The 14,414-nt window shown below is 40.3% G+C and carries 11 protein-coding genes; 2 read left to right on the top strand and 9 right to left on the bottom strand.

From position 1 onward, the window contains the following. Nucleotides 1-148: 148 nt before the first annotated feature. The 4 genes from MHI12_RS16155 to MHI12_RS16140 form a co-directional block, all read right to left on the bottom strand. Entirely contained in the window at nt 149-3,949 is a 3,801-nt protein-coding gene (locus MHI12_RS16155; RefSeq protein WP_405169716.1) for a GH32 C-terminal domain-containing protein, read from the bottom strand. Nucleotides 3,950-4,076: 127 nt separating this feature from the next. Continuing rightward, a complete protein-coding gene (locus MHI12_RS16150; protein ID WP_405169715.1) occupies nt 4,077-5,669 on the bottom strand; it encodes a glycoside hydrolase family 32 protein in 1,593 nt (530 codons plus the stop codon). 396 nt (nt 5,670-6,065) lie between these two features. Continuing rightward, nucleotides 6,066-6,215, bottom strand: coding sequence for a hypothetical protein (locus tag MHI12_RS16145; protein WP_282321272.1), 150 nt, complete (start codon nt 6,213-6,215; stop codon nt 6,066-6,068). Nucleotides 6,216-6,380: 165 nt separating this feature from the next. After that, nucleotides 6,381-7,256 (bottom strand): LysR family transcriptional regulator, encoded by an 876-nt coding sequence (locus MHI12_RS16140; protein WP_405169714.1) that lies wholly within the window; start codon nt 7,254-7,256, stop codon nt 6,381-6,383. Between the two features lie 176 nt (nt 7,257-7,432). Between MHI12_RS16140 and MHI12_RS16135 the strand changes: the two genes are divergently transcribed. Both MHI12_RS16135 and MHI12_RS16130 read left to right on the top strand, forming a co-directional pair. Beyond that, nucleotides 7,433-8,227: an SDR family oxidoreductase gene (locus tag MHI12_RS16135; RefSeq protein WP_405169713.1), complete on the top strand. Its 795-nt coding sequence runs from the start codon at nt 7,433-7,435 to the stop codon at nt 8,225-8,227. Between the two features lie 32 nt (nt 8,228-8,259). Beyond that, nucleotides 8,260-8,601 (top strand): nuclear transport factor 2 family protein, encoded by a 342-nt coding sequence (locus MHI12_RS16130; protein ID WP_405169712.1) that lies wholly within the window; start codon nt 8,260-8,262, stop codon nt 8,599-8,601. A gap of 117 nt (nt 8,602-8,718) precedes the next feature. Here MHI12_RS16130 and MHI12_RS16125 read toward each other — a convergent pair whose 3' ends face one another. The 5 genes from MHI12_RS16125 to MHI12_RS16105 form a co-directional block, all read right to left on the bottom strand. Further along, nucleotides 8,719-9,813: a Ger(x)C family spore germination C-terminal domain-containing protein gene (locus tag MHI12_RS16125; RefSeq protein ID WP_405169711.1), complete on the bottom strand. Its 1,095-nt coding sequence runs from the start codon at nt 9,811-9,813 to the stop codon at nt 8,719-8,721. A 2-nt stretch (nt 9,814-9,815) separates the two neighbouring features. Next, nucleotides 9,816-10,931 carry a GerAB/ArcD/ProY family transporter gene (locus MHI12_RS16120; protein WP_405169710.1) on the bottom strand — a complete coding sequence of 372 codons (1,116 nt, stop codon included), beginning with the start codon at nt 10,929-10,931 and terminating at the stop codon, nt 9,816-9,818. Beyond that, entirely contained in the window at nt 10,928-12,388 is a 1,461-nt protein-coding gene (locus tag MHI12_RS16115) for a spore germination protein (RefSeq protein WP_341007631.1), read from the bottom strand. The genes MHI12_RS16120 and MHI12_RS16115 overlap by 4 nt, the downstream gene beginning before the upstream one ends. Nucleotides 12,389-12,811: 423 nt before the next feature. Further along, a complete protein-coding gene (locus MHI12_RS16110; RefSeq protein WP_405169709.1) occupies nt 12,812-13,894 on the bottom strand; it encodes a nucleotidyltransferase domain-containing protein in 1,083 nt (360 codons plus the stop codon). A 156-nt stretch (nt 13,895-14,050) separates the two neighbouring features. Next, nucleotides 14,051-14,317: a CD3324 family protein gene (locus tag MHI12_RS16105; RefSeq protein WP_076327501.1), complete on the bottom strand. Its 267-nt coding sequence runs from the start codon at nt 14,315-14,317 to the stop codon at nt 14,051-14,053. Nucleotides 14,318-14,414: the final 97 nt, after the last annotated feature.

Raw genomic sequence — 14,414 nt, 5'->3', positions numbered from 1 at the left:
TCTGTCTTTCAAACCCAAAAGGCCATCCTTTTTTGGATGGCCGTGTGTGTGCTTTGATACAAACCTCCAGTTGTCGTCCCCTTTGAGTCTATCCTAACCAATATAATTGGAATATCTATGAGATAAGTCATCATGGAATAAATTTTGATTATTTTGCTAATATCCACTTTTGTCGATCAAGTGATTGATTCAGTTCACTTAGGAAGAGTTCGGTCCCATCTGCCGATACTTCTAATGCTTTTTGATGATGAGCTGAAGTAATATGAACTGATCCGTCTTTGTTCTCGTGAAGGAGCCAACGCTGGTTGTTATACCCTAAGTAATGATATAGCTGAAGTTTGTTTTGCCCTATATCCAGATCAAGCGTCTGACCGGCCGTAGTACGAATTGAATACGAACCTGCTTTGTCGCCTGTCGGAACAAATACCCACTTCTGGACGGAAGCTGCACTTGCATCTTGCAAGGTAACCGGCTCCCCGTTGACAAGGTTAGCTGTGTAAATGGATTTCTGTGTTGCGGCATTTATAAGGCTGGACTTGGTGATGTTTGCGGGTTCGCTGTTGCTCACATTGACGTTCTGATAAGATGCGGAGCCGCCAAATACATGGAGTCCAAAGTGCCCTTCTGCAAAAGTACCATCCATGATATCTATGACTTTTTGACTGTTCACATGAACGACAATATGCGGACCATTCGCTTCTATTTTCACCTTATACGTATGACCTGGCTGAATGAAAGTTGGTACTTTTGCAAGTACCTGCCGTTCTTCAAATCCTCCATTGATTTTGTAGAACAGACGGATTGCTTTCATGTTAGGGTCTAGATTCAGATAATAACCACTGCGACCATCCTCGCTAGCCCTGAACAAAATAGAACCTGCCCCTCCTGTTTCACCAAGTATCATGTCTGCTTCATACGTAAAATTCCCAGCTTTCTCTTTGGCAATATAATTCGCATCGCTAAAATATTTACCACGAATTCCATGTTCACTAACTAACCATGAAGCAGCAGACAGATCTTTGGTCCATCCACTCAGGTTTGTCCGGAACTCGCCGCCTGTGACTTTAACGAGCACACTAGTGGAAGTTTTACCATTCGGAGTAGATACAGTGATCGTGGACTCCCCTTCTTTTTTCGCCTTAATAACTGCGTGTGAGTTGTCTACCAAGTCTATGGTTATTACGTCGTTATTACTGGAATTCCACTTAAGCGGTTGAACGCCTAAACCCGGTCCATACTCGACCATCGCCTGCAGTGTATCCGACTCTCCTACCCCCAGTTCCCGAACCCTCGTATCCATCTTTATTTGAGCTTTTGAAGGAATGTCATTATTCCAAGATTGAAGTTGATGCACTTTCAAGGAAACAACGTTCACATTCCCACCTTTCACGTAAAAACTCATCGCTCTACTGGCGGGATCCGGAAATATAACATCTGAAAAGACGACTTTGCCGTCGTTACCAAAGGCCTCAACAGAAGACTCATCCACAAGAATACGCATCTTAATCAGATTATTCTCCATGTGCGTAGGAGCTTCATGTTTCTTACTGAAAAGGTTAGAAAAATCCGTTTCACCGGATGCAGTTCGGTCCACAAACATATGACTATCACTTGCCTTATAACCCACGACCGTCTTCTGATCTGCACCCTCACGAATGTTAAAGCCAAACTCGGTCACTGTGCTGGTTTCAGGGATTTCAATTTCAGCTTCAATTTCGTAAGCACCTGAAATAATACCTTTTAGCAGATTCCCGGAAGAAGGACTCACCGACTTATTAGAAGCAGAGTACAAAGGTTTACGCAGTGATTCCAATTCTTTAATTGGACTTTGCACCATCCGAATTCCATCTTTGGTTGTTACCAATGATACTTCTCTCGGAATGGTTAGTTCACCTTTCCAATTGGACGTTGGGAAAGCAAACGGATAGTCCCAATTCGTCATCCACGCCATCATCACTGTGCGATGATCAGGCATATTAGCAAAAGACATCGAAGCGTAAAATTCTTTACCAAAATCTGTTCTTAACACCTTACCTGCCGGATTATCGTTCACGAATTTACCATCAGCTGTTAAATCACCGATAAAATACTCGGCATCTGATCCACCTGTTTTGGGATTCGCTCCTGTACTGATCATCATAACCCACTTCTTCTGTGACGTTCCCTCTACCGGAAGCTGGAACAAATCAGGGCATTCCCATACACCTCCACGGATGTAATCCCCATATCCCCAATTATCTGTCAATGTCCAGTCAAGTAAATTCGTTGACGTGTAGAAACGAATATGATCTCCTCCGGACACAACCATAACCCAGCGGTTATTCTCATCATCACGGATTACTTTCGGATCGCGGAAATCCCAATTCCCAGCTTCATTTCCGCTCTTACCTGGGTTCTCGATCACAATCGGGCGTTCCTTCGAATACTCCCAAGTACGACCTTGGTCTTTACTGTAAGCCAGACCTATACGCTGGTTCCCATTCGGGCTATCCGGATTAAAGGAAGTATAATATGCAATAAGACCCTTGCCTCCTGAATCTCCGAATAAACCAGATGCATTTGTCATATCCGCAACAGCCGACCCAGACCAGACATGTCCGTGATCATTCCAGGGAAGTGCAATCGGAAGCCGTTTCCAGTTCAGCATATCTTTACTTACCGCATGCGCCCATGTTCCTCCATCCTGATGGAAGAGATGATATTCTCCTTCGAAGTAGACAAGTCCATTCGGATCACTCGCTGAACCACGTATTGGCGTGTAATGATATTGTGGACGATATATCTCATTGTAATATTGGCTCAGTTCCGTCACATAAGTATCCTGAAAGTAAGCCGTCCCCTTTTTTACGACGATTCCGGTACTTCCACTCCTGTAGGTTGAGTCTTTCACGTCAATCGCGGCCGTAGTGTATCCGTCCAGGAAGACCTGAATTCGATCTCCCTTTGCCTTGATTTCCACATGATGTTTGGCTCCCATCTGACTCGGATAAGTACGTTGTGAACTTGCTATTACTGTTCCTCTTGTATTCGTCAAACTTACACGGACCTGATCTCCTTCCTTCGTAAGAGTAGCTTCATATCCTTCAGCTCCATCGGTTGAAGATCGAAATGCGAGAGCTGCAATAGAATCAGGACGAAGGGTAATATTCCCTTCATAGACCATATCAGTCGCCTCTTTGTTATAGATTTGCTGTGCTATGCTCCCCTGTTCTACCGTCCCTCTTTTGCCGTTGATATCAGGTTGCCATTTTCCCTTGTTAGAAATCACCGTCCCCAAATTACCTTTCAGATCGCTCACCACGATGTTCGAAAACAAGGCGGATCCATCCCATACATGGAGTCCAAGCTTTCCGCTTTGATACGAAATGTCTTCAACATCAATTAATGGTTTATATTGATTGCCCCAATATACTTTTAGCGAGGAACCCACTGCCTTCACTTTGAGATGATAGATTTGCCCCATTTCAACAGAAACTTTACGCTCCTCCTTTAATTTCCCATCTCCATTTCTTGCATCTCGTAACCGAATCAGACCTGCGTCCGGAACGATTTGCAGCATGTACGAGCTAAAGCCATCCTCATTAGAACGAAACAACAATGTGGCGTCTGCCTTCGTATCCCTGATCATGACATCAGCTTCATAGATAAAATCATCGGACACCGTCTCTGAGATGGCCATTACATTTTCTTTAGGCTGCGAAGTCAGCAAGATTCCTTCTGAAGTATCCTCTAATTCACCTTTTCCTTTCACTTGCCAGCCTATCAGATTGGTGTTTGATTTGGATGCGCTTTCAAAAATAACAAACTCCTCCTTTGCCTGTTTATTTGTTTCCTGATCAGCGAGCACAGCACTAGCAGTAACTGAGTTAGATGTAAAAATACCGTTTGAAGTCAGAACTAGTCCCGTTGCCATCAGAAAACATATTGCGAATTTAGATTTATCTTTCATTCCATACCCTCTTTTCTAATAGGATTATAAAGTCGGTTCAAATTTAATTGGTTTTGGACACCCGGTTCAGTTCGGTTGCCCAAAACCGCCCAGTAACCATTTTGTCGAATCAAGCCATTGCTAAATTCTAAACACTCTGATTTTCCCAAATGCTTACGAGATCATTGATTTGAAGCGACACGACCTTTAGTTCTCCGCCAATGGCATAGAGTTCCAGTCCTCTACTTCCCAAGTCGGGGAAAATCGTGTCTGAGATGATAGTTGTTCCATTGTTGCCAAAGATCTCTACACTTGACCAATCAACATAGATGCTCAACTGTATCCGTCTATGCTCTGGCTTCATAGGGGCCTTGTGTTTTGCAGCAAAATCGGGATGGAAATCAACAGCGTTTGACTTCGTTCGATCGACAAACAACTTCTCATCCAAGACATTATATCCGATGACTGTCTCCTGGTTGGAAGAGGAAGACTTTCGCACCTTGAACCCAAATTCTATTGCATTACCGATTTCGAATTCCGCAATAATTTCCATCTTTGCAGCAGAAACAGCAGACAAAACGTTCATATCTGGTTTAATCGTAATGTCTTGTAGAGACAGAATTGATCTTCTGAGTTGATTTAACTCAGTTATGGGTGCTTGAATTAAGCGAAGTCCTTCCGAGTACGTCCTAAGCTGAATCTCTCGTGGGATTGACATATGGCCACGCCATTCTTTAGAAGGAAGAGTGGAAGCATAACGCCAATTATTCATCCAGCCGACCCAAATCTTTCGTCCATCCTCATTCGGGATACCATCCCAGGTCACGGCCGCGTAATAGTCAGATCCGTAATCTATCCATTGGATTGTATCTAATGATTCCAATGTTTCATCTAGTGTAAAAACCTTACCATCAAATTGACCTATAAAATACATCATGCCAGAACCGCCTGCGGGTGGTTCTGAATCGTTTGGATTTACGCCATTTCTATCTCCGATACTTAGTGTCAGAATCCATTTAGTGGTATTAGGGTCCTCATCCACTTGGATTTTAAAAACATCAGGACATTCAAATATTCCACGATGGACGCCCTTAATATCAGAACCGAAACCGCTTGCAAAAGACCAATCCTTAAGATTCGAAGATGTGTAAAATTCTACACGGTCGCTTACGGCAAGAACCATTACCCAGTTTGAAGATTCTTCATGCCAGAATACCTTTGGGTCTCGAAAGTCTAGCGTTTCAGTGGGGAATAAAACAGGGTTACCTTCATATTTTGTCCAGGTTCGACCTTTGTCCTTGCTGTAGGCGATGCTTTGAACCTGCTGTTTACCGGGCTGAGCGCTGTTGCCATCATTAGTATAAATTGCAACCAATCCTGATCCTGCTTCGTTGAAGAATCCGCTTGTATTGTTCTTATCAACTACCGCACTTCCCGAAAAGATCGCTCCATCTTCCCCAGGCGAGATGGCTGGTGGAAGTTCATCCCAATGTACTAAATCATTACTTACTGCGTGCCCCCAATGCATTCTGCCGAAGTCAGGCTGTGTATCATGAGGGGTATATTGGTAGAAAAGGTGATATTCTCCTTCGTAATAAACCATTCCGTTAGGATCGTTCATCCAATTTCCCTTAGGTGAATAATGTATTTGCGGTCGGTATTCATTTTTATAAATAAAGTTTTCTGGATCTTTGCTGATATTATTTTCACCTGATAGATGTACTTTTTTAATTTTATTCACGCTCCCTTAAGGCTATTTAAAATCTAAAAAAGTAATTTGCATTCCTTATTAACAAAATAAGCCACTCGTTTTCATTTGTCAAAGTATTTTTGTTTAAATGAACATTATTATTTATGTATATATCTGTTTTAGTTTACATTTGCATATTTTATGATTGATTATAGAAAAAAACAATTTTTTATTTAAGTTGACTTAATCATTTTTTTATTGCTTTAAACCTAATGGTTTACAAATGTAAAAATGGTTACATCTAAAATTCTCTTTACTTGTTCAACAAAATATTCGTTAGTATTAAACCCAATTTTACCGATAAAACAAAAAAAGCCGCTAAAATAGCGACTTCAATAGAAATATGCTCTTGTCTCTTAACATGTTCTAAATAAATTAACGGCTCACTTATGCTTTAACAACTTCAACCTTTTTATCCCCTGCTGACTTCGCTACCTCTAACGTTGTGTTACCTTGGAGAGAGACTATTACGCCAGTAGCTATCATAGAAACGATTAAAGCTGCGCTGAGGGCTGTGGAAATTTTTTTCTTGACCATAACCATACCTCCGATATCTATTATGTTGTGTTATGCGGCTCAAAGAACTATGAAGAGCCGAGTGTGACAATATATTACAATATTTCAATTTTTTGTTGGGTAATCTACCTGATGATTGTATTATAACGTACTGCCAATCATTGTAAAAGGGTTTTTTCCTTGTGTTCAAAGATGTAAAGTATCCACATATTCAATAAACCTTTTCGCTGCTGGGGAAATATTATGATCATCTCTCCACTTTAATCCTATTTCCCAGTACCATCCTTCATCAATGATAGGGATCCAGACCAATTCATCTAACATCAACCCCAGCGTCTTAGGCAGTACTGATACACCTAGACCCGACTTTATAAAACCGGCTACAGTGATCAGGTCCTCCGCTTCATAAGCCGAAGCAAGAAAAAATCCGGTATGTCGGAACCGGGATATAATCGTTGCTTTTAATCCACAGTTGTTTTTCAATCCAATAAATGGCTCGCCAGACAGCTCTGCCAAACTAAGAGCGCTACAATCTGCATAACGATGTTGGGAGGGAACAACAATGTATAAAGGAACATTTTGAATCGTCTTCCAGTGATGATTATTCAAAGTAGATTCCCTCGATGTAATCATAACATCCGAAAATCCTTGCTCCAGATGTTCATCAATATCTCCTAAGTTCCCTTGTGTCAATTCGAACCGAACTTTGGGATACTTCAATTGATAACTCCGGATTAGGCTAGGGATCAATTCAACACCAAGAATGTTTAGATAAGACAACGTAATCACACCAGTATCCGGATTGGACCACTCTTCGATTTCTCTTAGACCATTTTCAATATTATGTAGGGCCCTACCAATCCATTTAGAGAACATAGTACCGTTTCGGTTCAGCTTTATATTTCGTCCATTTCGCTCAAATAAAGGAGCTCCTATTTCGTTTTCAAGCTTGGCAATTGCATGACTTAACGCTGGCTGAGTAATACCGAGTTTTTTGGAGGCTAAGGTCATATGTTCAAGCTGTGCAACGGTCATAAAGTATTCCAATTGTGTAAGTTCCATTAAAACAACCCTCCATATATTAATAATATTCATCATTTCTATTATTATAATAAATTGGACGTTATGAAAGTAGCAAGTGTAGTATTAGTTCTAGCTCCTCTCGAACAACACATTAAGGTTTAGAGACAGAGCAACTGCAAATTAATCATGGAATACCATCACTAGGAGGAATAGTTATGCATAAAGAATTTGAGTTCTCTGTATCAGAATTTAAAGGTAAAAGGGTGCTTGTAACCGGAGGAACAAAGGGAATGGGGCAAGCAGTTGTGAAAAGACTTGCAAACGGCGGAGCTACAGTTCTTACTACTGCCCGTTCCCTATCTGCTGACTTGCCAAATTCGGTCAAATTTGTTCAAGCAGATCTCGCCACACCTGAAGGTGTAGAGCAAATAATTACTGCAGTAAAAGAACAACTCGGAGGTATCGATATTATTGTCCATTGCGTAGGTGGATCAACGACACGACCAGGAGGCGCACTTGTATTGAGTGATGAGGATTGGCTTCATACATTAAATTGGAATTTACTCGCAGCAGTTCGACTTGATCGTGGCTTAATTCCACTTATGTTAGAAAATAATTCAGGTGTTATTCTTCATTTCACTTCCATCCAGAGACGTTTGCCTTTATATGAAACTACACTGGCTTATGCATCTGCCAAAGCCGCGCTGACTAATTATAGCAAGGGATTATCGAATGAATTTTCCCCTCAAGGAATTCGCATCAATACATTGTCTCCCGGATTTATTCAGACAGAAGCAGCTGACGCATTAATTGATCGGATCGCAACGGAAACCGGAAGTCGAGAAAGTGCGCTCGAACAACTTATGACTTCACTCGGAGGTATTCCAATTGGTCGGCCAGGATTTCCTGAAGAAGTCGCTGAACTGGTCGCATTTCTGGTCTCAGACCGAGCAGCATCTATTACAGGTAGTGAATATGTCATAGATGGGGGAACGATCCCTACCGTCTAAAAATTAATTAATAAAGGGAGAGAACAATCAATATGGATCTCAATCATTTACCGTCTGTAATTGCCAAATACATTACTGCATCTAACAAGCCAGACCCGATAGCATTTGTAGATTGTTTCTCAGAAAGTGCCGTCGTGTTGGATGAAGGAAAAAAGCGAAATGGCAAACAGGCGATTCGGGAATGGAGTGATCAAAACCATTTCGCGGCGAATGTAACGTTAAAGCCAACATTAGCAAAAAAAATAGGTGATGAAATTGTGCTAACATGCGAGCTGGATGGTACCTACGACAAGACTGGTCTACCCGATCCACTATTATTGAATTATCATTTTGTTATTGTTGACGATAAAATCGTCAGACTTTCCATTTTCTAAAGATATCCAAATGGCTTGTCCGCCACGAGCTGCAGCAATAAGCTCTCTTTGTACATGATTTGAACAAAAAGATGCCCCCACAATGATGTATTTGATCATGTGGGGGCATCTTTTGAATCACGACAGCCGTTCAACATTAATCAGAGGCTGTATTTTGATGTTGAAGTCAACATTAATTTTCATATTTTCCCAATATTTCGACCATTGCTCTTCCGTTATTGGTTTAGAAAAAGGCTTAAGTGAATGTGTTCCGACCTCTAAGGGATTCACTTTCAACCGTTGCATACTTTTTAATAATTCTGACGTTTGTTCCTCAAGGTATACCTCAATCTCATGAATTAAATGTTCCAATTGTTCCTCACTTTGTATATTCTGTTCTCCCTGGTATTCCTCAATTCTTCCGTTCAATCCTACATGTAAAGACAAGGATGAATAGTCACTCGATAATTTCATGCGAATATTGGATCGAACACGTCCTAAACTGATAGATAACTTTGGAATGGCCAAGACTTTTAAGAAATGATCGTTATCCAGAAGTTGAAAAATTTCATCGCTTACGTCTTGAGTGACCATTACTTCTTTATCATTTTGGAAGAAGGCCGTTCCTACGTAATTGAAGTTGTTTTTATCCGCACGAAAAACCGGCAGGATCGGATCCTTAAGAGGGGAATATAACATCTTCATGAATTGATGAATATTGACAATGCTCATTTCACCTTGGTTATGTTCCTCGTAATGCTTTAACATCCGATAAAGAAAATAATCTTGGTTTTCTTGCTTCGTCAATTGATTTTTTATGTATTCATCAAAATCACCTCTGACAATCAATAAATAGACACGCATTGAAATATCGGGATCAACCAATATCGTATTGATCAGCTTTTCAATGCCTTCTTTTTTGGCCAGTTCCTCATTGATTAATAACATTCGCAGCTGCCCCTGTTTTAATTCCCGATAATAAATTAAATTAAATTCCTTGCCTCCCTGCTTTAACAGATCAACTTCCTTGGAGAGAAATCGTTTTTTTTCTTTGATGAGTGGTGGTACTAAAGTGCTGATTTTAAACTTTCCCTCCGTCCCCTTGTCAACCGACCAGAAAACTACCGGAGCGATCTCTTCGATCATATTGTTCTCGGCATATGGAGAAGAGCAACCGGCCATCCACATAAGGCTTACAATCGCCAATAAACCATAATGCTTGTATGGTATCATGCCTACATACTCTCCTTTCGTTTAACCATAGTGAAAAGGATCGTAGGAACAAGTAAATAAATGAATGCACCGAGCCAGATTTGAACGTTCAGTAACATCTTTTGACCCGGAACCGTTTGCCATAACCATTGATCCATTATGATGATACTTATCAAAATGATGACCCAACTCGACAATAATCCGATCCGAGTTGTGCCTTCGTTCATTTTTTTCATAAAGACTCTTCCTGCTCCATAAAAACACAACAGAAGAATTGAAATGTCAAATACATAATTAAACATATGGAAAGAGATAAGGATGTAATCGATCCGTTCTAAACCACTCATTTGAATGTAGCTTCCCATATATACTACCGGAAAGTTGATCTTGCTTAAAAAGTTTGAACCGTAAAACAATACCGAAGCAATGAACAATAATGAATATTCCAAGATCGTCAGCATGTTTCCGATGACAAGATATTTTGATATTTTTTTATTGGAGCTCAACCATGGAACCATAAAGGCCAAATATACTGGACCAGAAAATGCCGACCAAATAAACAACAAACCCTGCCATGAATGTCCTGACCATTCGGTGGGTAATAGAGGATACAGATCGCGGTAATTTGCAATCGGTGGAAAGAAAAAAGGAATAAACATGATTAAGATCCACGCCCCACAAAGAAAGGCGATAACGACAAAACGCAATGTTTTCTCCATTCCATGTGAAGCCACAAATAAGCTGATCGAAAGAATAAATAGGATCAGCCACTTTTTATTCATTGATGGATAAATAAAATTATGGAGCATTTCAACGTAACCCAGTGTTATGATTGAGATTTTTAACAATATGATCAAAAAACCAAGTATTGCGAAAACTTGAACTGTCCGTTTCCCAAATAGCTGTACAATTCCTTGATAGCCTCTCCTTGCATAACTGGAAGTAAACCATTTGGACAGCATCATCAAATTAAGTTGGGACAGTAGCCCCAAGGCGACAATTCCCCAAACCATATACGAATGAACCAAATAAACGGGCATGATTAAAATAAAGTAATGCATTTGCGTACGATTAACCAATAAAAGGAAATGGATGCCGCCAAGGGTGGAAGTTTGATTGAATAAGGATAAAGTCTTCATTTTTTCATCTTCTCCTGTCGCCATTTCTGTAGTGGTTTTAGATTATTCGGACGCGTTTTCATCCAAATCAAAGGCCCGCGAATAAAGAGGTCAATCCAATCCTTCCCATAAAAAGGAGAAAGAGGCGCTAAATAAGGTTGACCTAATGACGTTAATGCATGGATATGTGCAAGAATCCCGATCAGCCCGATCACGATTCCCGGCAACCCAAGAAACGATGCAAGGATAAGAAGAAGCAATTGCAACAGAACCATGGATTTTGTCATTTGATAATTCGGAACTAAAAAGAAAGCAATAGCGGATATACCCATCAAAACAATTAATACTTTACTTGCAAAGCCTGCTTCTACAGCTGCTTGTCCAATGACAATACCACCAATAACCCCTAAAGTTTGACTGGTTTTGGTCGGCATTCGCAAACTTGCTTCTTTGATAATTTCCAGCGTTACGATCATGAAAATTCCTTCCACAAACGGAGTAAAGGGCAATTTGCTTCTCGATTCCAATAATACGAAGAGAATCGGCAGCGGAACCATTTGGTAATGAAATGTCGTTAACGCAACATAAAAAGGAATCATCGTCAAAGAAATAATAAAACTTCCATACCTCATTAAACGTAAAAAACTAGCTACCGGCCAACGAAGAAAGTAATCTTCTGGCGATTGGAATAGATGGAATAATGTAATGGGACAAATTAAAGCAAACGGTGAATTGGAGACTAATAAAGTCAGCTTACCCTCACCTAAAGCGAAGGCGCAGGCATCCGGCCGATCCGTTTGTAGAAACTGGGGAAAGACCGTATGGTTATGATCTTCAATAAAAGCTGCAAGCTGTGCGGAGTCTAAAAACTGATCGAAATCCACACTTTCAATTTTCTCTCTTGCAATGGAAACAAATTCCGGATTAATTATTCCGTCTATGTACATTAACACAACTTTTGTTTTACTTAGTGATCCGATAGTGAAGCTTTCCGTTTTTAATGTCGTTATAGGCAAACGTCTGCGCAACATTGTAATGTTATTATCGATTTGTTCGCTGAAGCTATCTTTCGCTCCATATATAACAGTTTCCGTTTGGGAAGGTTCAATTGCCCGGCCAAGAGGATTTTCCAACTGTATGCCTAGCCATTGATCGTTGACTGAATCGTATAGAAGAATATATCCTTGCATTATTTTTTGCCCAGCATCTTCGATCGATACAACTTCTGAAACATCAGAATTGATTATGCATGAAGAAAGCGAATTTCCGACTGATTGATGAAGTGGCTGAATAATCGCCTCGTTTAAACGCTCTTGATCTATTAATGTTTTTATAAATAAAAGATGGACTGAAGCACTCGTACCTATTTTGTGCTCAATGATTTCGGCATCTTCCATATGGTTTAATATCTGTTTTAAATCATCAAGCCATGTAGACTTTTGATGATTTTTCATTTGAGGCTCGTGTTTTTCAACCATGGTCTTCTCCTTTATCAAAGTAATAAAATGGTGATAAGGTTAATATCTTGTCCTGTAATCGAAAAATCATACGACCGGCAATTTGTATACTAAGCCTCATCATGTTCGAGAATGAGGGTAAATCGGGATCAGGATTCTTTTATTCGGTGAGAATGCATGTGGTAATCTGCATTTTTTTCAATGCATATGAAAAAACCTCAGCCGGTTAAGCGAGCTGGGGTCAATAAATTAACGATTAATGTTTTTTTAGTTGCAACCACTGTTGGTTTTGATTCCGTTGGCTTTCGCATCAGGTGCTTTGAAGACCCCTAATTGGGACTACTAGAGTTGCACCTAAATTCTTCATTTAATAACAGAATCGGAAAATAAATCTGAAAGATTGTCTACAGTCCCGTCTCCGCGGACTTATAAATGAATGTAAAGTCAGTGATTCATATAATGGGCATATAGTTGCTCGAAGGTTGTAAAATGTTCGACTGTTCTGCCGACCTTATCATACTCTTCTAGATAATCATCCATCACTTCAAGGAGCTTCTCTTTCATAACTGGTAAATTACTTGCATCAAAGTACTGCATAAGATCATATTTCTTGGTGCCTTTCTCCATGGCCATTTCATCAAGATACCCATGTGCTCCAAAGGCCGAAAGAAAGACGTAGGAAGCATTGTTCGCTGTAACACTGTTCAAAATTTTATTGCGGTAGTTGCACCACAATTCTTCGTATGTTCCCCTTAGATTATCAAAGGTCGGAGCCGGTTTAACAATGAAGTTATCACACATCGTGCTATGTAACCTGGTAACACTGTTCAACATATTAAAAGATGTTATTCGGATATCTTCAATGGTATGAGCTTCAATGATTGACATGTATAAGGATTCGAGATCATCCGGAACATAACGAAACGAACGTATCTCTTCCAAATATCGCTTGATTCCTCGTTTGATACACGTGTTATTCATACTCACCAAGGCATTGACTAGATTGTACAGAACGTCAGCAGATGCATATCGAACTGAACCGATATCTTCACCCAGCATCGTATCGCTATATGCTTGCTTAGCCATATCGATCCATTTATTTGCGCGATTAAGACATGCTTCTCCTATCGGGGTTGCAAGTGCATCAAGAGTTTTTTGCCGAAAGTCGTTCAATTTCTCCAAATCCTCAGGCGTTGCATAGTAGAGTATTTTGAGGTCGGTTAGGCTCGATACGTTGGGACTCTCCAAGGTGGATTGCTCTTGTATTCTTGAATCCCATGGCGTGCAATAGATGTCATATCCAACGTCGTCCAAGATGAAACAATCGGATATTTCCCATCCCCTTTCTGTATTATTAATGATAATTAAATCAAGATCGCTCTTCTCGTGAAAGTCCCCGGTGCTAAATGAACCAGTAAGCCCAATAATGGCGATATCGTCTTGAAAATCTCTTTTTACGCGTTCGATCACCATTTTAATGAGCAGTTCATTTTTGTCCAGCAGCATCTTCTTTATGTTTTCGTTCATTTATTACACCCCTTTTCATGATCCGGCTGTCCTTCATCACAACAACCTTAGCTTGAGTCTATTGATTTAGGGGTGCGGTTACTATGTATAAGTTGATTTAAGTCATCTTTGAACAAAATCCGCTAAACCGTCGATAAGACGTGTTAGCGGATAGCATTAATTCTTTGTATAGACTATTTTCTTAATGCTTTCACAGGACAAGAAATACCGATCCGCCAACTCCTCTACCCTGATTCCATTAAGGAATAAGGATTTAATCTCAGCGTTTCGAGCAGAGACCTTACTCTTGCTCTCTGTTTTCTCGCCCCATTTTAGATGCGTCTCTTTGGGTTTGGGGATATAAACCAATTCGCCTTGAACGTATTCTTGAATGATACGTAACAATTCTTCCGGAAAAATAGACTCGGCTTTTGAATATTTCATGGGCCTCACTCCTTATTTAATAGATCAATAAGGTGCAAAGCCAGTTAGTAGAATATTACGATTCGTCGTTGGCAATGTGATTATTCCCAGGCTCTAT

Origin of the sequence: Paenibacillus sp. FSL H8-0280 (assembly GCF_045040665.1) — a bacterium.
Taxonomy (GTDB): Bacteria; Bacillota; Bacilli; order Paenibacillales; family Paenibacillaceae; genus Paenibacillus; species Paenibacillus xylanexedens_A.
Note: the sequence above shows the minus strand (reverse complement) of the source record. Positions and strands in the feature narration are given on the sequence as shown.

Bases quoted from the DNA above. Each gene is read 5' to 3' on its own strand.
- MHI12_RS16105 (WP_076327501.1), bottom strand. From the start codon at position 14,317: ATGAAATATTCAAAAGCCGAGTCTATTTTTCCGGAAGAATTGTTACGT.
- MHI12_RS16120 (WP_405169710.1), bottom strand. From the start codon at position 10,931: ATGAAGACTTTATCCTTATTCAATCAAACTTCCACCCTTGGCGGCATC.
- MHI12_RS16155 (WP_405169716.1), bottom strand. From the start codon at position 3,949: ATGAAAGATAAATCTAAATTCGCAATATGTTTTCTGATGGCAACGGGA.
- MHI12_RS16110 (WP_405169709.1), bottom strand. From the start codon at position 13,894: ATGAACGAAAACATAAAGAAGATGCTGCTGGACAAAAATGAACTGCTC.
- MHI12_RS16140 (WP_405169714.1), bottom strand. From the start codon at position 7,256: ATGGAACTTACACAATTGGAATACTTTATGACCGTTGCACAGCTTGAA.
- MHI12_RS16125 (WP_405169711.1), bottom strand. From the start codon at position 9,813: ATGATACCATACAAGCATTATGGTTTATTGGCGATTGTAAGCCTTATG.
- MHI12_RS16130 (WP_405169712.1), top strand. From the start codon at position 8,260: ATGGATCTCAATCATTTACCGTCTGTAATTGCCAAATACATTACTGCA.
- MHI12_RS16145 (WP_282321272.1), bottom strand. From the start codon at position 6,215: ATGGTCAAGAAAAAAATTTCCACAGCCCTCAGCGCAGCTTTAATCGTT.
- MHI12_RS16135 (WP_405169713.1), top strand. From the start codon at position 7,433: ATGCATAAAGAATTTGAGTTCTCTGTATCAGAATTTAAAGGTAAAAGG.
- MHI12_RS16115 (WP_341007631.1), bottom strand. From the start codon at position 12,388: ATGGTTGAAAAACACGAGCCTCAAATGAAAAATCATCAAAAGTCTACA.